Genomic DNA, 20,000 nt, shown 5'->3' on the forward strand with positions numbered 1-20,000 from the left:
CCTCCTTAAAGCGTGTTCCAAAGGTTGATGGTGGCATAACTGCGCCACGGCCGCCATGCTTCCGCCATTTTCAGTAATTCCTTTGATGTGTAGGGCTGTAATGCTTTTTTGACGCCCGCATCGGTTTCAAGGAAAGCGTCCGGCCATTCCATAGCCCGCATAGCAATGTACTGCGCTGTCCAGCTTCCGATGCCGCGAATCGCCATCAGCTTTTTCATCTCTTCCTCCGGCTGGGCCGGGAGGTCAAAATCAATTTCCCCCTGCACGAATGCTCGTGCCAGTTCATAAATCGTATTTGACCGTACAGCGGTAACACCTAACACTCCGAAGCAATTTTCAATCGCTCCGCCTAAAGACAATAGATCTTCGGGTAAAGGAAAGATATGGGTCAAGCCCTCAATCGCAGTTTGTATAGGCGCGCCGTAAGTTTGGACAATCCTTGACGCCAATGTGCTTGCCGATTTCACTGTAATTTGCTGTCCCAGCACCGCCCGTACTGCCATTTCGAACGCATTGAAGCACCCCGGCAGACGGGCTCCCAAAACACAAAGACCGGGTCGAATATCGTTCATTACCCGAAGTGTTTCATACACCGCACCCGGGTCGCAATATAAGTCAAACAGATGTCGTATCCGTGCTAATACTTGCGGCAGTACCGGCAGTAATGTTTCACTCACGGTAACGCTTAATGCATACTTTTTAGGATCATGCCCCACCCGCACCCAACCATATACAGGCTTTCCATCTGCGTTTACCACATGCACGGTACGCATGTATTCACCGTTTTTTACAACTTCAATTCCTGCTATTGTGCGTCCGGCCAAAAAATGCAGCATTTCGTCCCAAGAATAAGGCGGACGGTAGCTCAATGATAAAGTAATGTTGTCTTTATGCTTTTTTTCTTCAGCAGTCCGTTTTCGTAAGGCCGTGGGCGAAAGCTTGTACTGTTTCTTAAAAAGGCCGTTGAAACGACGCAAGCTGCCAAAGCCCGCCGCCATCGCAACTTCCAGTACCGGCAAATCTGTGTCTGTGAGCAGGTTTTTGGCAAGGAGCAATCTGCATGTTTGCAAATACTGAACCGGTGACACATGGTACTCTGCTGTAAAAACGCGCCGCAAATGTCGGTCCGTACAACCAAGTCGCCCGGCTATTTCTTCTAAACTTTGCCCGCTTCCGCTGCATTCTTCTAACATTCTTGCTGCTCGATAAACTAAATTAGCGGTAGCGTCGGTGATTGAAGTGCCAGGTGCAAGCTCAGGCCTGCATATAAGGCATGGGCGGTATCCCGCTTGCTCCGCTGCCGCTGCGGTGGCATAAAAAGTGCAGTTTTCCGGCTTTGGTTGCTTAGCCCGGCACACAGGACGGCAATAAATTCCCGTAGACGATACGCCTACAAAAAAGCGTCCGTCGAACCGTGCGTCTTTTGCCTTGAACGCTGCATACAGAGCATCTTTGTTATCTGTCACCTGGTACCTCCTTTCCTGACCTGGTTTTATTATATCATGTTGTACGAAAAGGTCTGGCCATTTTCGGACATGGTTTTTGAGGTGACAGATTGACGATAACGCCCCGATGAGTTCTGTTTATTAAGCATAAGTGTCAGAGGTTTAGTGGCATTTTGGAAGAGACAAATCCCCGCTGACCCTAGAGGCTGGCGGGGATATTAATTATCCGATGAATGAAGAAGATATTGACAATATTCAAGAGGTTTCAAAAAAATGGCTGCATCTGTGTCGGCAGCCTCAATCGAGCTATCGTATCTTTTTGACTAGAACTAAATTTCATCGGATACTTATTTGTCGGGGTACATTGACAGATGACACTATTCTAAGTCATTTCGGGGATGCGCATGAATCGGCGGATATAAGAATTGATTCTCTTTTATCGGATCATGATCATCAGGGTTTTCGCTTTCAACTGGCATCTCAGCCGCAGTCATATCCGACGTAGCTTCAAAGCTCGCGAAGTCTTCGACTTCATCAAACTGGTTGTTTTCAGTCATTTCAAGCCTCCTTAAGGTTGATTTCATTACTAGGCAATTATTCGTTTTATATTGACTTTTTATTCAGGAATTTATGGAAGTAATGTCCCGCATCCAGATGGACCGAGGAAGACCTATGTTGGCAACCTTTGGATCGGTTTTCGCGTCATCTGTCCAATCCCAAACCTGAAGGTTCGTTGAGATAAGCAATTCTATTCCAAGAAAAAGCAAACCAGAATCCTTAAGTTCCTACATTGTAAATTTTTGCTGAGAGCTGCATAATAGGACTCGTCGAACCAAGGAAATGCTGCGCGATCCATGTAGTAAGGTGGCCGACGTCGCCAGACGGGAAGGCTATCAGAAAGTACGTCATAATTCGCAAATTATTTCGCAAAAAGTATGACCTGACGCAAACGGATTATCGCAGCAACAGGAGCACAAAGACTGTTGAGATTTCTCGCATCGGGCACAAATTTTGAAGGTGGGGATGCTGTGTCCATTGTACAATCTCGTATTTACTGTTGTGAATGTTGCAGAATTGTACCTGAAGACAATGTGATGTACTTTTTTAAAACAGATTACAAGCGCATTTCAGGTTATGTTTATCATGTAGGTGCATGTTCGAGTTGCGGAAAGAAGCTAAATAATCCAATAAAAGATGTTACAAAAACTACTGTAGAGCTAAGTGTATAATTCACTCCAGAACAGCTTGAAGTTTCCCTTGAAACGGACCTGATAGAAGTCGCCCGAAATATTGGACTCGACGTATTGGAGAACGTCCCATCGCCCCTAAATTATTGTTAGACAATCAAATTGTCGAAGTATGGTATACATCTTTGAAGCGTATATTACGAGGTGATCCAATGTACTATTGCATCCAGTGTAAAGAACTCCACTTGCGTTCTGAATCAGAACAAATCCTAATTTTTAATTCAGGGTTCCATTACATTGATTCAACTCTTTATAATGCAGGAGTTTGTAATCTTGAAAGAGAGTGTACCTGTAATGTTTTCGAAAAGGAATTAGCTACAGCTTAAGTTCAAATTGGATCGTTTAAACCAAAGAAACCACTTCATTGTCAGGAGTGGTTTCTTCTTCATATACTCGGTCAAACTGTACTTTGTGTTTAGTTACATTATGGAGGACTTGTACCCTTTAAATCTCAATCTAATGGTATATTTTCTTTTAACACTTATATATGTCCGCCCTCCAGCTTGCGCTTGCCCATACAGCATTCGACAATTTAAACCGCTTACAAATTACAAGTAAATACATTAAACTAGTAAATAAGAGAAAAAAAGGTGTCCATTAGTTTGTATTCACAATTTGTCCCAGGAAGCAGGAGCTGTCGGTATTTGCACGGAGCTGCATGCCGTGAACGTTGATGTTCATTTCGGGGACGAGATGCATCCATCAAGGCGATGTGACAAGCGGACTTGTCAAGCAGCGGTTTGAGGAGTATGTTCAGCTTGCTGTTCGCTGTGCTCAACACTTAAAAGGAGGGATTTTTTTTGAACCGAATTAGGATCACCTCAAAAGGAATTGAGAAAACGCTTCGCAAGTTTAATTATCTTCAAGCGATTTCCGAATACATATGGAACGGATTTGATGCACTCGCGACGTCTGTAGATGTTCAGCTTCAAAAAAACCTGATGGGCGGTATCGACCAAATCACTATTGCGGATAACGGATATGGTATAGATCGTGACGCGCTGGAGCGCAAGTTTACTCCTTTTTACGAATCGGAGAAGCAGTTCGATCCCGGCAAACGTCTTCGCGTAACCTCAGCCATGCATGGAAAAAACGGCATCGGCCGTTTAACGTTTCATCGTTTCGCTTCCGATGCTTTGTGGAGCACTACGTATGAGGACGGGGCTTCCTACAAGACGTACACGATTCATGTTCGTTCGGACCGTATGGATTCTTATGAGGCTACTGGGGCAGTTCCGGCGAATGACGTTCAAGGCACAGGGACAACCGTAACCTTCCACAACATCATAAAAGAATTCGTTTACGAAGAGCTGATAGCTTATTTGTGCAGAGAGTTCGGGTGGTTCCTTGAGTTGAATTCGGACAAGGGCTTCGATTTAAAAGTGGACGGAAGCCCGCTGGACTATTCCAGCCTTATTAGAGAAAAGGAATGGTGCGAAATCGTGCATAAACCGACCCAAACGGTATTTCATCTGAAATATATTCAGTGGAATGACCGAATCAATCACGAGCATTCCAAAATCTATTTCATAGATTCAACGCTAACAGAGAAGCATAAGCAGCCAACAACCTTTAATAATAAAAGTGACTCCTTTTATCACAGCGTTTATATTCAAAGTTCGTTTTTTGACCATTTTGATTTTGATACCGAGCCGGACAGCGAACAGCTGGAATTCGGTTTCGGCGCAAACAAACGAAGTGAAGAGTATTTGTTCATGATCGATGAGGTTAGTGCATTGATTAAGCAAAAAAGGAAGCCGTATCTAAAGACTTATTCCGATGTCGTTATTCAGGATTTTGCTGAAGCCGATGCGTTTCCTCCCTTTTTGGATATACCGGAGGATCGGCTCAAAAAAGAAGAGCTCGAATCCGTGATCCGCGAGATGTATCAAGCGGCACCAAAGATATTCATCGACTTGAACCGGGAACAGAAAAAGATGGTGGTCCATCTCATTCACATGGCTCTAGACTCCAATGATCGTCAGCAATTGTTGAATGTCCTTTAATATCTGAAACGCTGAAGGAGAAAATGCGGATGTACTTGATCGGACTCGACATCGGTACGACGAGCATTGGCGGTGTTCTTGTGGATGGAAACAGCGGCGATATCGGAAAATCGATGATAAAAGATAATCATTCCGAGTGTAATACGGCAAATTCATGGGAGCACTGTCAAAATCCCGAGTGGATTTGGCATACGGTTCGTGAGGTGCTTGCCGAATTGAGCAGCGATGATGTGGAGATCGGCGGCATCGGCATTACAGGGCAGATGCATGGAATTCTGTATGTTGACGTACAGGGGATCCCTATTTCACCGCTCTACACGTGGCTGGACAAGAGAGGCTCACTACCGTTCGACGGAAGCACCTCCTACGCAGAGCATTTATCTCTGCTGACTGCCAGCCCCGTTTCCCCTGGGTTCGGAATGGTTACGCATTACTACAATACGGTACAAGGGAATATACCGGAGAAGGCCGTGAAGCTGTGCACAATAGCTGACTTTATTGCAATGAAGCTGTGCGGTGCCAAGGAACCCATTATCGATCCTACGCTAGCGGCCAGCTTGGGATGCTTTGATCTGAAGACTGGGCAGTTCGATCAGGAAGCATTGCGAGCTGCTAGAATTGCCCCTTCCATTCTTCCTCTCATAAAGCCGACGGGTACCTTGATCGGTCAAACGGAACATGGAGTGCCTGTTGCTTGCGCGGCAGGCGACAACCAGGCCAGCTTCCTGGGGGCCGTTCGGGATATTGAGCATTCCATCCTCGTGAACATAGGTACAGGCTCGCAAATTTCCGTATTTTCCAATCAACTTCTCCAGCTGGAGGGCTTGGAAACCCGTCCTTTCCCGGGAGGCGGGTATATTCTCGTCGGTGCGCCGCTTGGTGGCGGGAAGTCCTATGCGCTCCTAGAGCGTTTTTTTAGGGAGGTATGCACTGTATTTGCGGGCTCCGAGGAAAGTCTGTACGAAAGAATGAACGCATTGGCATTGGCAGCGGCAAAGATTCCGCCTGGCGAGGGACTGCAAGTCCATACACATTTTTTTGGAACGAGGGAGGATCCGGCTCAGCGTGGAGCGATCAGCCAGATCTCAGCCGATAATTTCTTGCCGCAGCATCTGGTTGCCGGTTTCTTGGAGGGAATGACCGAGGAATTGTTTGCGTATTATTTGAAGCTCCCGGAATCGTTGAAACAAAGCCGCAAAGTCTTGGTCGGTTCCGGCAACGGCGTACGGCAAAACGAAGCATTGCGCAGCAGGCTGGCACAAGCTTTTATGCTGCCCCTTGAGCTGCCGAAGTACGCGGAAGAAGCCTCCTATGGGGCTGCGATCTGTGCAGGAGTTGGGATCGGTCTATATAAAGACTTCACGTCTTCTCCGGGCAGATCGTAGCATGAATGGTAAACCACAGGGCGGAATCAACGCGGTTAATTAATGCTAAATCCCAAACACCGTTTCCCCCGTGCACCCATTTTTACCACTGTAATACAGATGCCAAGTTATAAAATAAAGCTTATAGTAGCTAATCTGCAGATGCTCGAAAGTCCTAGATTATCACTGTTGAAGTAAACCGATAATATAAGCCAGCGGCAGTCTTGGACTGAAAAAACAGATGCCTATCGTTGTCGCCTTCTTAATGATATGACCAGCAAGATGAATAATGTTAGAGAAATTGCTAGAACTAAAACTATGACGGATCGGTTATCTTCATGAGGGTTTGTTATCTTAGAGGGTTCATATCCTGTCCCCAATGCTTTAAGCTCTCCTTGTGCGGAAGCAATAGTCTTAGTTCCTTCACAAAGTCCTGTTTCAAGTCGATCTGGCTCACCGTAAGCAAAAACGATATATTCTTCATTTACTTCGAATCCTTCATATCCACAGCTTGCCGAACTCAATGCTGTGTAAACAGTCGTTTGAGAACTCAATTCTCCCTTCCATACCGTTTTCACTTCGAATTGAGCCTTTACAGGATCTGCTGAAGACCAAATCATCCCATTAACAGGTTTTGTCAAACTCAATACTTTGCCCTTAAAAATGGCTGTTTTTCGATTCAATTGATCTTCAATGCTTGGGGGTCCAGCACAAGAGCATGCATTGACAGTGAAAGGCTCGACCACAAGCCACGTACCGAATACTAACAAATAAATCAGTAAAAGCATAGTTGTCCTTTTCCACACTTTTATCACCTCATCAGAATGGTAGACATCCCCATGTGTAATTAGACGAAACTAGCTTAGTATTGTTGCATAAGTACCGCTCCCAAACTTGTGTTGTTTGCAGTAATTTTCCCACTTTTGATTTTCTTGGCAAGAGCAACACAATACGCTAAGTGCATCCTAATAAAAATTTGCAAATAAAATATTCGAAGTTTATTCCAAAAAAGAGACCCACAGCAATGGGCTGAGGGTCTGAGTTATATTTTAAAAGGGGGTCAGATTTTATTATAGTATTGAATGATTAATACCACGTGAAAATAAGATTTCAATTATGTAACATTTAATTACCGGTGAAAGTACCCGTCATTTTTTATGTACTTAATTTGTAATAATAATCTTTTAAAAGTCATGATTCCATACTTGTGCTTCAATATAAGGAATGGCACCTCCAGGGAATGTTGTCCTCTCCACGTCAGCCAAAAATCCCTTGTTAAAAACAGTCCTTGCTTGTATAATTTATCGAATGTTCTTCTATCGACTTAGAAGTCCCGAGCACAGTATAAATGGGTATAGATCAGTTGGTTCACAGCCTTTCTCGATAAATTTATTTTTCAACCATTCCTCTACTTTTCTTCTATTATCCATATATTCATTAGGTTTATTAAACCTTGAGTATATAGGAGAGTCATCGCTCATTTCATTCATTACTTTTAAAGATTCAGATCTTGTTAATGCTGATAAGGTCTGAAAAGGTACTGAATCTTTTTTATAATAATGCGTCAAATAATCAAACATATAGTTTCCCCCCAGTTTTAGTTTTAGTACTGACCTGTCACGCATCATCCGCTGAATTCAATTGCTTATAATTTTCAGATCAGGAAGGGGTACTGTAAAGACTTTCTTACCACTTATAAATTACATATAATGGGATTATAGCCAACGATTATTTTATAGCGCATGTGATTCTGATTATTGGGCTATCGTACTCCATTTGTGAGTTAAATAGAACCTGTATTCGAGGTCTATAGGGTAAAATCCTATTTTTGCTCGGATACTTGAACTACAACGCTGCCAAAAAGCTTTTCTTCAATGTAAACATCTATTCGCCAAATCCCTGCAGAAGGCAGAGACATCATTGTTGGCGCTTTAGCAACGTTATCGCTATTCGGGATAGGAGGTTGAACATTAGGATTTGGAATTCCAACTCCACCCTTAAAAAGACTTATTTCTTTACCTGTTTGCTTGCTGACTCCTCTAATTTCCATTTTCTTTCCGAACAATTGTTTCGTCTCTTCTAGCGTACTACCCCAAAAGTGCCACATATATTTCTGAGAGTTCCCTGCAACAATTGGATGTCCGCCAGTAAGAAAACCTATCTTTCCTTCTGTTCCAACTAGAATATATTCGCCCTTTGTTTTATCACCAAATGTAACTGGAATAGTAAATGTTGGACTTATTTCCCATCCTTTTGACTGAGTATTTACAGTTAGAGAAGTATTTTTTTCATTCATTTCATTTTCGGGCAATGTCTGAGTTGAACAGCTTGTTAGGACAAGTGCGAATATTAAAAGAGAAATGAGATAATAAGAACATTTTTTTGTCATTCATTAACCTCCGAATTGATTTTTATAATGTTTAGACGTTCTTAAATTTCAATCTGTTTCTTTTTTTCTACCCAATCGCTAAATAAAAACAAGGAGCAGCTGTCGTGGCAAAGGCTCCTTGTTTTTCGTTCAGCTATCTCGTACCCGTTAGATCCGTAGGGCTAAGTCAGCAGAACGTTACTCTATATCTGGATAACGTCCGCCGAATGCTTATGGACTCATGTCGCCGCTCAAATATTCAAATGATTTCCAACGACTTTTTGTGTGTCAATACTTTATTATTCACAAGTTCTTCTCGCATTGCATTCCATTTATCAACCTGTCTGTAATAACAAAAGGACGCTCCAACGCTTTCGCTTAGGCTGCGTCCTCCTGACGCCTGTCCATTTTGATATAGGCACCCAAGAGATCTGCATAATAGTTATGTGAAACAGCAAGAGCAATGAGTTGCTATTAGAAAAAAGCCTTTCTGGACCGGGTCCAAAAAGGCTTTTTTCATTTTGAGCCGACTGTTGCGGGAGTCGCAGCATGGAAACGATTAGCTCAGCGTGGAAAGAGCTTCGCGCGTGAACGGCTGCAGCTCTTCGATGCGGCCATCGCGGATCTTAGCTGCCCAGGCCGGGTCGGTTAACAGTGCGCGTCCGACGGCGACGAGATCGAATTCACCACGCTCAAGTCGTTCGATCAAGTTGTCGATGCCGGCGGGTTGGCCGCCCTTGCCTTCCTCGAATAGGCTGGTGAATTCGGAATCCAGACCAACGGAACCGACGGTAATAGCCGGCTTGCCGGTCAGCTTGTGCGTCCAGCCAGCTAAGTTGAGGTCGGAACCTTCGAACTCCGGCTCCCAAAAGCGGCGTGTAGAGGCATGGAAGATATCGACGCCTGCCAGTGACAGCGGCGCAAGAAAACGCTCCAGCTCTTCCGGATTTGCAGCCAGCTTGGCTCCGTAGTTAACCGGCTTCCATTGGGAGAAGCGGAAGATAATCGGGAAGTCGGGGCCGACAGCGGCACGTACCGCTTCAATTATCTCTACTGCGAATCGGGTCCTTCCTAGCAAGTCGCCGCCGTACTCATCCGTGCGCTTGTTGGTTAGTTCCCAAAAAAACTGGTCGATGAGGTAGCCGTGCGCGCCGTGAATTTCCACGGCATCAAAGCCGATGCGTTTCGCGTCAGCAGCAGCCTGGGCATAAGCCTGCACGAGACCGCGAATTTCCTCGACCGTCAACGGCTCCGATACCGCTGTACCGGTCAGACTTAGGCCTGACGGCCCAACCGGGTCAACGTTCGAATCCGGGAACTTAGAACGTTCTCTGGCCGTGCCCGTATGCCAGATCTGCGGAGCAATCTTTCCGCCGGCTTCATGCACCTCGCGAACGACGCTCGCCCATCCTTCCAATGCTTCATCACCGTAAAAATGCGGAATGCCATGGTCAGCCGCAGCTGCTGGATGGTTAATGACGGTACCTTCAGTTATGATGAGGCCGACTCCGTTCTCCGCTCTTCTGCGGTAATATCCGGCCACGTCGGGGCCTGGAACGCCTGCAGGTGAAAAGGAACGGGTCATCGGTGCCATGACTATTCGATTAGCAAGCTTCAGTCGACCACCTTCAAAAGGCTTGAACAGAGCTGCTGCGGTTGTGGATAGGGTCATTGTAATCTCTCCTCCTGTATAAAAAAAAGGGTTTGAATTCATCTACAAATATAAATATATAGATTAATAGATGAAAAAGCAAATCCTTTCTGAGAAGGTTTTGGCGCTACTGCTTCTTTGCTCGCAGACCGGCCGCGAAGTTTTCCAAAAAAGCGGCAATCGCTTCTTCATTGCGCCTGTAATAGGTCCATTGGCCATAGCGGCGGGATTCCAGGAGTCCGGCTTTCTGCATGGAGGCCAAGTACGAGGAGATAACCGATTGGGTTAGACCGGATTTTTCCTGAATGCTGCCTACGCAGACACCGCCGGGGAATTCTTCTTTGATAACGTTCGGCAAGTTCTCGTTCATCGCATCAGGCTCCCGCAGCCAGCAGAGGATGTTGAGACGGGTCTCATTAGACAGAGCCTTCAATACTGCAAGCATATCTTCGTGGTTCATTACTCGACACCCATTTCTAGTTGGATTGATCCTAGTATACCAAAAGTTACGCTTTATGAGAAAATGAATTACTACGATTATGATCTCCTCGGCCGTAGATTACGCATCTTGCAATGGTTCCCCTCTAAAATACATTATTACCATACTAACACTATTTGGAAATTCGACCAGATCACACAACCGTACCCGTGGTGTTTTCTGGAAACCCATTGTCAACTTGCTCGAAGCGGAGGAAATCGAATTTCTTGTTGTGAATGCCCAACACATGAAGTCTGTTCCCGGACGGAAAACAGATGTGAAAGATGCCGAATGGATTGCATAGTTATTAATACATCACCGTACTATACGGTATTACTGGCAATAATTTGATTTACGGTTCGTAAAGCAGAAGAGATCGCACCTTCAATCCAACCGGGAAAAAGACTTGTATTATCGCCTGCAAAGTAAATTCTACCTTGTGCCGCAGACAGCGTTGGGAGCATTCTAATCATCTGTTTCGGCTTATACCAAGCATACGCACCTCGGGAGTAAGGATTATGATCCCAAGAAAAGACCGTCCCGCCTTCATAGTTATACGACAATTCAGGAAGCACCTGTTTGATTTCTGATACAGCTGAATTATAATTACCGGCTCTAGATAATTCTCGCGCCGATTCACCGGAGGAGTATGAACAAATTAACCCCCTCCTTGATGTCTTTTGAGTGAAGGTAGCATCAAGCAACCATCCAATGTTCAGATCTGTGTTTACTGCAGTAAAGGAACTTAAGTTGTGCCAGAATCTAGTTCTGCTTTGGATAACGGTACGCGTAACGGATGTAGAAAGTTGATTTTGAATGACATCATTTTTTTCTTTGCTTAGTGGCGGAGAAAAATGAATTGTACGCAGGACTGTAGAGGGAATGGCCACAATGACCCGATCACAGCACATAGTGTAAGCTTCACCAGAATGATTGAAATGGATAGTTACTTCTTTATTACTATGCTCAATATGCGTCACAGTACATCCATAACTGATATTAGAGCCAATGGTAAGGGCAAGCCTTTTCGGTAATTGATCCATTCCACCTACTATAGTCTGTGTATTTCTTTCGGAACTGACCATTGTTAAGTCAAGCAGTCGCTGTAATGCAGATACTTTGCGAATACCATCACCTAACATCTGCATATATCCCATTTCAAACAGCTTAATCGCACCTGAAGATGCTCCTTGACCTTTAAGATATTCTTCCATTGTCATTGAATCGAGCTGTATCGCTTGTTTTGTGGGCCAGCCCGGTAAAAAAGGATTTCCCGCTGCCTTCAGCCCCGGCTTAAGATACTTTTCCAACATTCCCGCATATCCTAAAATTCTTTCCTCGGCGGTAAGTGAAACAGGCCATACTGCAGGTTCATCTGGAGAATCTATGATTAATCTCCCGTTGATATATGACAAACTTCTATTAGGGACTGGTAAATTGATTAATTGAACCCCTACTTGCTGGGCATAACTCAATGTGAGAAAATGATGTGCTCCAATGAAGGCGGCTCCCATTTCACAAAACATTCCGTCGGCAAATTGATCCCGCATTGTGTATATGCGACCACCCGGCAGACTATTTGCCTCTAATAAACGCACGTTATATCCTTGTTTCATAAGCTCCAATGCGCATACCAACCCCGCCATCCCTGCCCCAATAACAACAATACGCTCAGGAACACGACCTATCCCCATAAAGTCCGATTCCTCCAAATATTACTTTTATTACATCATGCGTTGTAATAATTCTTTAGTTTATTGGCACTTCTTATTATCCTATGCTGTCCGTCAGTTCAATAAAACAATAGAGGAGCTGCTTGAAGCAAGCTCCCCCACTATTAGGAGTATTATCGTCGATGACTTACCAATCTCTTCCCCCATGGTTTTAGATATGAGATCCCAGTTAAAAAGATTAATATTGCCAAAACGATTACGCTTCCGGTCAATATCATTTTTTGACTATGTAGGTATTCAGGATTGTACATGGGTTCAAGCTCTTTAAGAGAAAGCGCATCTAGTGCCTTTTCAATCCATGTACCAATAAAAATACTGCCAAAGAAAATCGTCATCAAATTGCCGGCCCACTTCGCAATAATCCAATAATGTGTGGTGATCCCCCACGCCCCAAGAGCTAGCCATAGACCCGTTGCCAGACTTCCTAAAGCCCCTGGAATGATTAAGTACCAGTCGAAATATTTGATGAAATAATGAGCTGCATAAATTAATTCACCATCTTTTAAATTGAGTGTAAAAAGTGTTAATACAAAGTTACCTAACACTCCTGTAAAATACATAATCACAAAGAGAACATGGAAGATTACCCACCATTTTTTACGTTTTGCATCTAATCTGACAGCCTTCCATTTGCCAATCGAGATGACTAATCCCGCAATTAATGCAACCAATAATAATGTCCACAAAAAAGCAATCATGAAATTTGGCCCCTCACCCATAAATTTTTTACTTACAACGCTCTACAAGTTCCATCTTACAGGCGGAAAACTGACAGCTATATGTCAGTGTTAAAAAACAATCTCAATAATAGTATCCTGCCAGTTCTGGGAGATGAATTCATGCAACTCTTTGTTGTTGTGTTATGATATTCATATATTTAAAAGTAAGTCATTAAGGAGAGCGTAAATTATGAATCAAAATATCCAACAGTTTAAGGCTGATTTTTTTAAAGCGCTGGCACATCCCATGCGAATTCGAATCCTTGAGGTTCTGAGTGAAGGAGATAAGAACGTAAATGAAATACAGAGTATTTTAGGCTCCGAAGGTTCAGCCGTTTCGCAGCAGCTGTCGGTATTGCGCAGTAAGAATGTGGTTACAAGCTTAAAAGACGGAACTTCCGTTATATATTCCTTACGTGACCCGCTGATTAAAGATTTACTCGCGGTCGCAAAGCAGATTTTTGATAATCATCTCGTTGATGCCATTTCACTTCTGGAAGTCATTCGAAATGAATCATAAATAAAATAAACCAAGGGCATTCTTGAGTAACATCAGGGATACCTTTGGTTTTTCATTTATCAAGTTAGAAGATGCTGACCTGCAGGATTTTTACGATTGACAATATTCTTTGACAGGAGTAACATTTTACATATATTCAAATATTCAAATATATGAAGAATGGAAGCGATTGTGGATGAGATGGACGGGAAGATTTGAAGGATACCATGCAGACGCATTCCGTAAGGATCTCATTTCAGGTCTTATCGTTGGCATTATCGCCATTCCTTTAGGGATGGCGTTTGCTATTGCTGCCGGTGTCAAACCGGAATATGGCATTTATACTACCATCGTTGCCGGTATATGTATTTCTTTGTTCGGAGGCTCCAGATTTCAAATTGGCGGCCCAACCGGCGCATTTGTTCCGATCCTCTTCGCGATTGTTATTCAATATGGATACGAAAATTTATTGATTGCAGGATTTTTAGCGGGAATTATCCTTGTTATGATGGGGGTATTTAGGCTAGGCGCATTAATTAAGTTTATCCCTCGTCCTGTAACCGTCGGATTTACGGCAGGAATTGCAGTGATTATCTTCAGCGGACAAATTTCTAATTTTTTAGGCTTGAGCGGTCTCGAAACACACGAGAACTTTTTTCTAAATATGAAGGAAATTGTGACGCATTTGACAACGACGAATTTTTATAGCGTTATCACAGCGCTTGTCTGTTTGATCGTCATTCTCTATATGCCAAGATTTCTTCCGAGGGTTCCAGGTTCCATTGTAGGTCTTGTCTTATCTACTGTAGTTGCGACTATATGTTTTAAGGGAGATGTAGCAACGATTGGATCGTCATTTGGAGCGATTCCAAGTACACTACCCTATTTTCATTTTCCTGAGATAACTTGGGATCGCGTTAAGACTTTAATTCAACCTGCTTTTATTATTGCCATGCTAGGAGGCATCGAATCCTTGTTATCGGCTGTTGTTGCCGATGGCATGACAGGCGGCCGTCATAACAGCAATCGTGAGCTGGTCGGGCAAGGTATTGCCAACATGATTACCCCTCTCTTTGGGGGGATTCCAGCGACAGGAGCCATTGCACGAACAGCAACCAACATCAAAAATGGTGCAGTTTCACCTTTGTCCGGTATCATCCATGGGATTGTTGTTTTACTAGTGCTCATTTTGTTCGCACCTTATGCGTCTGAGATCCCACTTGCCAGTATGGCACCTATACTGATGCTTGTTGCTTGGAATATGAGTGAACGCAAAGAATTCGCTCACGTCTTAAAATCCAAAACGAGCGATTCTGTTATCCTCCTCATTACCTTTTTGTTAACGGTTTTTACAAATTTAACGACAGCCGTTGAAGTCGGACTCATCTTGGCCGTTCTTTTGTTTGTGAAGCGAATGAGCGACGGCATGTTAGTTTCCAAGGTATTGCCCGACCCTACAGCTAAACATGAAAAAGTGAAAGCCCATATGGTAACCGAGGGCCATGATTGCCCGCAAATCGGGATTTATACCATAGATGGCCCCCTATTCTTTGGCGCGGCGAGCATGTTTGAAAAGTCCATCATGGATACGATTCATTTGAGGCCAAAAGTGTTACTCCTGCGCATGGGAAAAGTGCCTTTTATGGATACAACAGGCGAATCCAATCTGGCTCATTTGGTAAAGCATTTCGAAAAGTTTGGAGGGGTCATTCTAATAACGGGAATTCAATCTCAACCTTTGGAAGTAATGAAGAGAACAGGATTGTATAACGTGATCGGAGCCGAACATTTTTTTGGGCGTACCGGTGAGGCGCTAAATTTCGCACTTACACAACTTGATTTGAATCAATGTCAGGGTTGTAAACATTTCGCATTTCGTGAGTGCACCTCATTATCGAACATTGAGTTACAAAAAGAAGTGTAACACAGGATCTGCCCCTTATTTTCAAGTCGGCGTCATGTACAGTCTAAGGCCGACGCTATGACTAAAAAGGGTCGACAGGGCACATCCCCTGATCAACCCTTTTTGAGTTTCATTTAGAAAAGACTTAGATAACCCATTCGACTACTTGCTCCACAGAACGCCTTGTTTTGCCGCGTGGCTCATGCACGCGGTACCCGAATGCAACCATGCAGGAAACTCCGAAATGCTCGGGGTCTATGATCCCCTCTTCCGTCAGAATGCGCTCGATCGGTGCCTTCTCAAACCCTTCTATCGGGCAGGAATCGATTCCGATTTGTGCGGCGGCTGTCATCATATTGCCCAAAGCGATATAAGCTTGCCGGCTAGCCCATTCAAACATCGCCCGGCTATTGCCCCAGAGGCCAAAGTCGGAAGTCAGGAATTTTTCATAAGCTTTACCTTTTCCTTCCACAACTTCATCCGGCAGCTGCTGCACGTTCTTCATGATGCCTTGAATGTAACCGGATTCTGCGGCCATATCCTGCGGCAATCGGGACAGAATCAGCACGAAATGACTCGCGGTCGGCAATTGTTTTCTTGCTCCCCAAGCGTGCTGACGGAGTTTTTCACGAAGATCGGGATTCTGCACTACTACAAATTTCCAGGGCTCAAAGCCAAAAGAGCTCGGTGACAAGCGGCCGGTTTCCAAAATAAACTCAAAATCGCTATCCGTAATCTTCCGACTGCCGTCAAATTCTTTTGTCGCGTGCCGGAAGCGGTACGCTGATAAAATGTCCTGTTGTTTATCTGTAAACTTTGTCATTTCCATAACACTCCTTTATGAATGAGTTCTTGTTGACGGGCGCCCTGCTCTACTCCTAATATTAAGAGACAACATCCATTTTTAAAAGTACGCACATTAATGTTGCATACTTACAAAAATGATACTTAGAGAGAGGCGATCGCATGCGAGACCGTAAAGGCGGGTTTGGAGTATGTCACGAAGGGAACGACGAAGGATGTCCCGTAGAATATACGCTGGATGTTATCGGAGGGAAATGGAAAGGTGTCCTTTTATATCATTTGATGGACGGCACCAAGCGGTTTAACGAATTCAGGCGCATCTGTCCGGGCATCACCCAGCGTATGCTGACGCTTCAGCTGCGCGAGCTGGAGGAGGATGGGGTTATTTGCCGCACGGTGTATCCTCAGGTCCCCCCCAAGGTAGAATATTCGCTCAGCGATTTCGGAAAGACGCTGATTCCCATCATTCTATTGATGAGAGACTGGGGACAAGAATATATGAAAAACGCTAGCAAGGCTTTACAAAAATGAGAGATTGCTCAAAAAGGGCTGTTCCCGCAAGGTCATCTACTTCAATGACTTTGGGACACAGCCCTTTCTTATGATGCTGGAACATTTACCCAGCGCTACTCCCTCATTTTATACTAATACAATTCTGTTGGTCGGCGCCGTAACACTAATGTATTGCCTTATAACGTAGAAGTCTTGCGGCTTAAAAATTGTCGAACAGAAACATCTGTGCTGAGGCCAATAGCACGACTATAAGCAGAACGGGCATCATCTTCTCGATTCATCCTCTTGTACAAATGGCCAGCTAGCGCCCAATAGGGCTGATAATTAACCACTTCTGCAGATGGTATAGCTTCCAGTAAAGTAACTCCGCTTTCCGGTCCATAAGCCTCCGCGACTGCAGCGGCTCGACCGACTAATGCGCCCAGTGTGGGGTGTAGACGAATGAGACCCTCGTATAACTGGACAATCGCTGCCCACTCGATACGCCCTGTTGATAAACGCTGCGCATGCACCGATTGAATCGCAGCCATGAGTTGAAAGCGACCGATTCGGCCGGCTTGTGAGGCGGTGTGCAGGTAACGTTCCGCCTCCATGATCAATCCCTGATTCCATCGTGCACATTCCTGCTCAGAGAGGGGAACATAGTTCCCCCCTGCATCATGTCGAGCCTCGCGACGCGCCTCGCAGTGCAGCATGAGCGCCAGCAGACCGTAAACTTCCGGCTCGCGGGGAGCGAATGGGAGCAGCAACCTTCCCAAATAGAGGGCCTCCTCCGCCAATTTCTTGCGAGGCGAATCGACGATAGCCGCCTCATCCCACCCGCTGCCGTAGGCAGCATAAATGGCTTCTAAAACGGAATCGAGACGATCCGGAATTTCTTCCTCATCAGGCATTTCAAAGGTGAGGCGTTCGGTGCGGATTTTTGCTTTTATCCGAGTAAGACGCTGGCTCATGGTGGAGGGCTTGATGATGAATGCAGACGCGATTCGAGCTGCATCGATTCCAAGCACCGTCTGCAGCATAAGTGGCGTACGCATCACAGGATCAATTGCCGGATGAGTACAAAGAAACATCATTTTCAGTCGTTCGTCCGGAAAAGCAGCGTTTGAAGAAGCGAGACGCTGTGTATCCTCGGACATGGCAAGGAGTGTCGGCAGAGCACTTTCGGAAATACGGACACGTCGGGCTCGGTCGATAAGCCGCCTACGGGCGGCCGTAATAAGCCATGCTTCAGGCTTATCCGGAACGCCGACCTTCGGCCAAGTCTCTAGCGCGGAAAGAAAAGCGTCTCCAATGGCATCCTCAACAACCTGCAGATCCCGCCAATTTACGACCAGATAGGAGAGCAATCGGCCATAAGCCTCGCGTGCCGTTTCTTCAATGACTCGATGAGTTTCCATAGAATGACTACTTCAACGGGGGAATGTTCGGTCTGACCTCAACCGTATCGACAGGCCCTCGAGCAGCCCACTCTAATGCGGTGTCTAGGTCTGGCACATCAATCACGAAGATCCCGCCGAGCTGCTCTTTCGTCTCCGGAAACGGTCCGTCCTGAACTACCATCTCTCCGCCGCGGCGCTTCATCGTGGCAGCTGTTTCCGGCGCATAAAGACCCGAGCCGAAAACCACGATTCCAGCTTCCCGCAGAGCATGTACATAGTGTGTCCAGCCTCCTAAGTATTCTTGTTGCCTTGCTGGATCCGTTCTTGCCGCAAAGTCCTCCTGACTTTCGTAAAACATTAATGTGTAATTCATACTGAAACTCCTCCCTTTTTAAACCGTATGAAATTCGGTTTCGTTATAATGACGTTTCAAAGGTTCCGATTTCTACATTACAATTAATTTTTTTTATAAAAAAACTTGCCGTTACTTATGGTACGGTTCACCCCGAACGATCTAGCTTCGTCCTGATTTTAGCTATAGTATCCGTTAGCTCAATAGCAAATGAAATACACCTCGTTATTTCTCCCAAAGCTCGATCAGTCGACCATCAGGATCTTCAATCCAAATAAACTTTCCAAATTCACTACTCTCTTTTTTCTTTGCTAGAGGTACACCAATATGCTCAAGATGCTTAATAGTCTCGTTTAGATTATGTACTTGGAAATTTAACATCACTTGTTGTTCTGTCGGAAAATAACTGTCATTCTCCGTAAAGAAAGAAAAGATAGTCTCATTTCCTAATTGGGGTTTTATCACAGTCCCATTCCAATTTTCTATTTCAATCTTCAACACTTCACTGTACCATTTCTTTATCACTTCGAGATTCTTAGTTCTCCAAAATATTCCTCCAAAACCTTTTATCATCGTAATTAGCTCCTGTCTATCATCAAATTTTTGGCTATCCGATTATGATTTACGGTACATACGTGGAGCCATTCCAACTTCTCTTGCAAAAAGTCTGGTGAAATAAAGCGGATCTTGATAGCCCACATCTCTCGCAATTTTCGAAATGGGCTCACTGGTTGACCGGAGCAGCTGCTTCGCTTTATCCAGCCTGACCTTGTTAATAAATTCGATCGGCGTGTAACCGGAATATTTTTTGAACAGAATCGAATAGTAGCTAGACGATAGTGACGCCATATTGGCGAGCTTATCGCGTTCTAAAGAGGATTGATAATGATCCTGAATGTACTTCATGGAATCAGCTATGAGCCTAGCCGTTTCGTCTTCATGGTGAAGCTTATAGCTCAGCACTTCGCTCATCCATTTAAGCAGTGTCAAGAAGTGAAGTCTGACGGTCCATTCCGTGCTCGTGCTCTTATTGTTCCACAGCTCATATAGCTGCTTAAGCCGCCTTTCCAGTTCTGGCAGATCCGCATAGAACGGAAAGACACGATCGAATGGCAATGGAGCACCGTACTGGCCCAGCTTGACCTGGTTCCCTTCCCATTCTATGGGATAATAAAGAAAATGGACGCTATAATACGTCAAAGGATCTTCCTGCGAGCTAGATAACACGATATGCTCATCAGGAGCCATATGAAGAATCGTACCGGGATTCAAGGTCCATTCGGTGCCATTCATTTCAAATGTGCCCTTCCCTCCAATGACGCAAACAAAATTGTAAATGCTGGTTTGTTTAAGCTCAAACCTGTACTTTCTTTGTTTCCAAAATGCCTCCCCCCGAAGAAGCACCTCAATCATTTTTGGGAAAAATCGCTCAAAATACTGATCATGCACCTTTCTCATCTCCCAAGATGAAGCAAGTTTATTACAGCTATCATAACATAGAACAGCATCCCCCCACATAGCAGGGAAATGCTGTTC

20 protein-coding genes and 1 pseudogene are annotated in these 20,000 nt (G+C 44.7%); 7 read left to right on the plus strand and 14 right to left on the minus strand.

What is annotated here, in order from left to right:
* Positions 1 to 5: 5 nt before the first annotated feature.
* Both ACFQ88_RS07305 and ACFQ88_RS07310 read right to left on the minus strand, forming a co-directional pair.
* A complete protein-coding gene (locus ACFQ88_RS07305) occupies positions 6 to 1,466 on the minus strand; it encodes a DNA-3-methyladenine glycosylase 2 family protein (RefSeq protein ID WP_379453377.1) in 1,461 nt (486 codons plus the stop codon).
* A gap of 356 nt (positions 1,467 to 1,822) precedes the next feature.
* On the minus strand, positions 1,823 to 2,002 hold the full coding sequence (locus ACFQ88_RS07310; RefSeq protein ID WP_239625059.1) for a hypothetical protein: 180 nt from the start codon (positions 2,000 to 2,002) through the stop codon (positions 1,823 to 1,825).
* An 842-nt stretch (positions 2,003 to 2,844) separates the two neighbouring features.
* Between ACFQ88_RS07310 and ACFQ88_RS07315 the strand changes: the two genes are divergently transcribed.
* The 3 genes from ACFQ88_RS07315 (at position 2,845) to ACFQ88_RS07325 (ending at position 6,083) form a co-directional block, all read left to right on the plus strand.
* Positions 2,845 to 3,018, plus strand: coding sequence for a DUF3973 domain-containing protein (locus ACFQ88_RS07315; protein ID WP_379453379.1), 174 nt, complete (start codon positions 2,845 to 2,847; stop codon positions 3,016 to 3,018).
* 474 nt (positions 3,019 to 3,492) lie between these two features.
* The gene (locus ACFQ88_RS07320; RefSeq protein ID WP_379453381.1) at positions 3,493 to 4,698 is read left to right on the plus strand and encodes an ATP-binding protein; all 1,206 of its coding nucleotides are present in this window, start codon (positions 3,493 to 3,495) and stop codon (positions 4,696 to 4,698) included.
* A gap of 29 nt (positions 4,699 to 4,727) precedes the next feature.
* Complete coding sequence (locus ACFQ88_RS07325) at positions 4,728 to 6,083, plus strand: sedoheptulokinase (protein WP_379453383.1); 1,356 nt, start codon at positions 4,728 to 4,730, stop codon at positions 6,081 to 6,083.
* Between the two features lie 224 nt (positions 6,084 to 6,307).
* On the opposite strand, the gene ACFQ88_RS07330 is transcribed toward ACFQ88_RS07325, so the two are convergent.
* From ACFQ88_RS07330 to ACFQ88_RS07350, 5 genes are all read right to left on the minus strand, one after another.
* The gene (locus ACFQ88_RS07330) at positions 6,308 to 6,868 is read right to left on the minus strand and encodes a hypothetical protein (protein WP_379453385.1); all 561 of its coding nucleotides are present in this window, start codon (positions 6,866 to 6,868) and stop codon (positions 6,308 to 6,310) included.
* Between the two features lie 510 nt (positions 6,869 to 7,378).
* Positions 7,379 to 7,642 (minus strand): hypothetical protein, encoded by a 264-nt coding sequence (locus ACFQ88_RS07335; protein WP_379453387.1) that lies wholly within the window; start codon positions 7,640 to 7,642, stop codon positions 7,379 to 7,381.
* 242 nt (positions 7,643 to 7,884) lie between these two features.
* Entirely contained in the window at positions 7,885 to 8,451 is a 567-nt protein-coding gene (locus ACFQ88_RS07340; RefSeq protein ID WP_379453389.1) for a DUF4871 domain-containing protein, read from the minus strand.
* 538 nt (positions 8,452 to 8,989) lie between these two features.
* Positions 8,990 to 10,102 carry an NADH:flavin oxidoreductase gene (locus ACFQ88_RS07345; RefSeq protein ID WP_379453391.1) on the minus strand — a complete coding sequence of 371 codons (1,113 nt, stop codon included), beginning with the start codon at positions 10,100 to 10,102 and terminating at the stop codon, positions 8,990 to 8,992.
* Between the two features lie 106 nt (positions 10,103 to 10,208).
* A complete protein-coding gene (locus ACFQ88_RS07350) occupies positions 10,209 to 10,541 on the minus strand; it encodes an ArsR/SmtB family transcription factor (protein ID WP_239625079.1) in 333 nt (110 codons plus the stop codon).
* A gap of 190 nt (positions 10,542 to 10,731) precedes the next feature.
* Between ACFQ88_RS07350 and ACFQ88_RS07355 the strand changes: the two are divergent.
* Positions 10,732 to 10,860 (plus strand): annotated as a pseudogene (locus ACFQ88_RS07355) (IS110 family transposase); the annotation flags it as partial.
* A 22-nt stretch (positions 10,861 to 10,882) separates the two neighbouring features.
* On the opposite strand, the gene ACFQ88_RS07360 reads toward ACFQ88_RS07355, so the two are convergent.
* Both ACFQ88_RS07360 and ACFQ88_RS07365 read right to left on the minus strand, forming a co-directional pair.
* A complete protein-coding gene (locus ACFQ88_RS07360; RefSeq protein WP_379453394.1) occupies positions 10,883 to 12,253 on the minus strand; it encodes a flavin monoamine oxidase family protein in 1,371 nt (456 codons plus the stop codon).
* 152 nt (positions 12,254 to 12,405) lie between these two features.
* The gene (locus ACFQ88_RS07365; protein ID WP_379453412.1) at positions 12,406 to 12,990 is read right to left on the minus strand and encodes a DUF2269 domain-containing protein; all 585 of its coding nucleotides are present in this window, start codon (positions 12,988 to 12,990) and stop codon (positions 12,406 to 12,408) included.
* Between the two features lie 211 nt (positions 12,991 to 13,201).
* On the opposite strand from ACFQ88_RS07365, the gene ACFQ88_RS07370 reads away from it, so the two are divergent.
* Positions 13,202 to 13,531 carry an ArsR/SmtB family transcription factor gene (locus ACFQ88_RS07370; RefSeq protein ID WP_239625085.1) on the plus strand — a complete coding sequence of 110 codons (330 nt, stop codon included), beginning with the start codon at positions 13,202 to 13,204 and terminating at the stop codon, positions 13,529 to 13,531.
* Positions 13,532 to 13,706: 175 nt separating this feature from the next.
* Positions 13,707 to 15,434, plus strand: a complete 1,728-nt coding sequence (locus ACFQ88_RS07375) for a SulP family inorganic anion transporter (RefSeq protein WP_239625088.1) — start codon at positions 13,707 to 13,709, stop codon at positions 15,432 to 15,434.
* Positions 15,435 to 15,558: 124 nt separating this feature from the next.
* Here the strand turns inward: ACFQ88_RS07375 and ACFQ88_RS07380 are convergent, their stop codons facing one another.
* Positions 15,559 to 16,236, minus strand: coding sequence for an NAD(P)H-dependent oxidoreductase (locus tag ACFQ88_RS07380; protein WP_379453415.1), 678 nt, complete (start codon positions 16,234 to 16,236; stop codon positions 15,559 to 15,561).
* A gap of 143 nt (positions 16,237 to 16,379) precedes the next feature.
* On the opposite strand from ACFQ88_RS07380, the gene ACFQ88_RS07385 reads away from it, so the two are divergent.
* Complete coding sequence (locus ACFQ88_RS07385) at positions 16,380 to 16,748, plus strand: winged helix-turn-helix transcriptional regulator (protein WP_239625092.1); 369 nt, start codon at positions 16,380 to 16,382, stop codon at positions 16,746 to 16,748.
* Between the two features lie 158 nt (positions 16,749 to 16,906).
* Here the strand turns inward: ACFQ88_RS07385 and ACFQ88_RS07390 are convergent, their stop codons facing one another.
* The 4 genes from ACFQ88_RS07390 to ACFQ88_RS07405 all read right to left on the minus strand — a co-directional run bounded on the left by ACFQ88_RS07390 (position 16,907) and on the right by ACFQ88_RS07405 (position 19,982).
* Positions 16,907 to 18,130 carry an RNA polymerase sigma factor gene (locus ACFQ88_RS07390; protein WP_379453418.1) on the minus strand — a complete coding sequence of 408 codons (1,224 nt, stop codon included), beginning with the start codon at positions 18,128 to 18,130 and terminating at the stop codon, positions 16,907 to 16,909.
* A gap of 7 nt (positions 18,131 to 18,137) precedes the next feature.
* Positions 18,138 to 18,485 (minus strand): YciI family protein, encoded by a 348-nt coding sequence (locus ACFQ88_RS07395; protein WP_239625096.1) that lies wholly within the window; start codon positions 18,483 to 18,485, stop codon positions 18,138 to 18,140.
* A 204-nt stretch (positions 18,486 to 18,689) separates the two neighbouring features.
* Entirely contained in the window at positions 18,690 to 19,037 is a 348-nt protein-coding gene (locus ACFQ88_RS07400; RefSeq protein WP_239625098.1) for a VOC family protein, read from the minus strand.
* Between the two features lie 42 nt (positions 19,038 to 19,079).
* A complete protein-coding gene (locus tag ACFQ88_RS07405) occupies positions 19,080 to 19,982 on the minus strand; it encodes a helix-turn-helix domain-containing protein (RefSeq protein WP_379453437.1) in 903 nt (300 codons plus the stop codon).
* Between the last annotated feature and the right edge of the window lie 18 nt (positions 19,983 to 20,000).

The organism is Paenibacillus sp. NPDC056579, from assembly GCF_042793215.1.
In the GTDB taxonomy this organism is placed as follows: Bacteria; Bacillota; Bacilli; order Paenibacillales; family NBRC-103111; genus Paenibacillus_S.

Coding starts and splice junctions, on each gene's coding strand:
- ACFQ88_RS07370 (WP_239625085.1), top strand. CDS start 13,202: ATGAATCAAAATATCCAACAGTTTAAGGCTGATTTTTTTAAAGCGCTG.
- ACFQ88_RS07360 (WP_379453394.1), bottom strand. CDS start 12,253: ATGGGGATAGGTCGTGTTCCTGAGCGTATTGTTGTTATTGGGGCAGGG.
- ACFQ88_RS07385 (WP_239625092.1), top strand. CDS start 16,380: ATGCGAGACCGTAAAGGCGGGTTTGGAGTATGTCACGAAGGGAACGAC.
- ACFQ88_RS07335 (WP_379453387.1), bottom strand. CDS start 7,642: ATGTTTGATTATTTGACGCATTATTATAAAAAAGATTCAGTACCTTTT.
- ACFQ88_RS07340 (WP_379453389.1), bottom strand. CDS start 8,451: ATGACAAAAAAATGTTCTTATTATCTCATTTCTCTTTTAATATTCGCA.
- ACFQ88_RS07310 (WP_239625059.1), bottom strand. CDS start 2,002: ATGACTGAAAACAACCAGTTTGATGAAGTCGAAGACTTCGCGAGCTTT.
- ACFQ88_RS07375 (WP_239625088.1), top strand. CDS start 13,707: ATGAGATGGACGGGAAGATTTGAAGGATACCATGCAGACGCATTCCGT.
- ACFQ88_RS07395 (WP_239625096.1), bottom strand. CDS start 18,485: ATGAATTACACATTAATGTTTTACGAAAGTCAGGAGGACTTTGCGGCA.
- ACFQ88_RS07315 (WP_379453379.1), top strand. CDS start 2,845: ATGTACTATTGCATCCAGTGTAAAGAACTCCACTTGCGTTCTGAATCA.
- ACFQ88_RS07400 (WP_239625098.1), bottom strand. CDS start 19,037: ATGATAAAAGGTTTTGGAGGAATATTTTGGAGAACTAAGAATCTCGAA.
- ACFQ88_RS07390 (WP_379453418.1), bottom strand. CDS start 18,130: ATGGAAACTCATCGAGTCATTGAAGAAACGGCACGCGAGGCTTATGGC.
- ACFQ88_RS07345 (WP_379453391.1), bottom strand. CDS start 10,102: ATGACCCTATCCACAACCGCAGCAGCTCTGTTCAAGCCTTTTGAAGGT.
- ACFQ88_RS07325 (WP_379453383.1), top strand. CDS start 4,728: ATGTACTTGATCGGACTCGACATCGGTACGACGAGCATTGGCGGTGTT.
- ACFQ88_RS07380 (WP_379453415.1), bottom strand. CDS start 16,236: ATGACAAAGTTTACAGATAAACAACAGGACATTTTATCAGCGTACCGC.
- ACFQ88_RS07365 (WP_379453412.1), bottom strand. CDS start 12,990: ATGATTGCTTTTTTGTGGACATTATTATTGGTTGCATTAATTGCGGGA.
- ACFQ88_RS07405 (WP_379453437.1), bottom strand. CDS start 19,982: ATGTGGGGGGATGCTGTTCTATGTTATGATAGCTGTAATAAACTTGCT.
- ACFQ88_RS07350 (WP_239625079.1), bottom strand. CDS start 10,541: ATGAACCACGAAGATATGCTTGCAGTATTGAAGGCTCTGTCTAATGAG.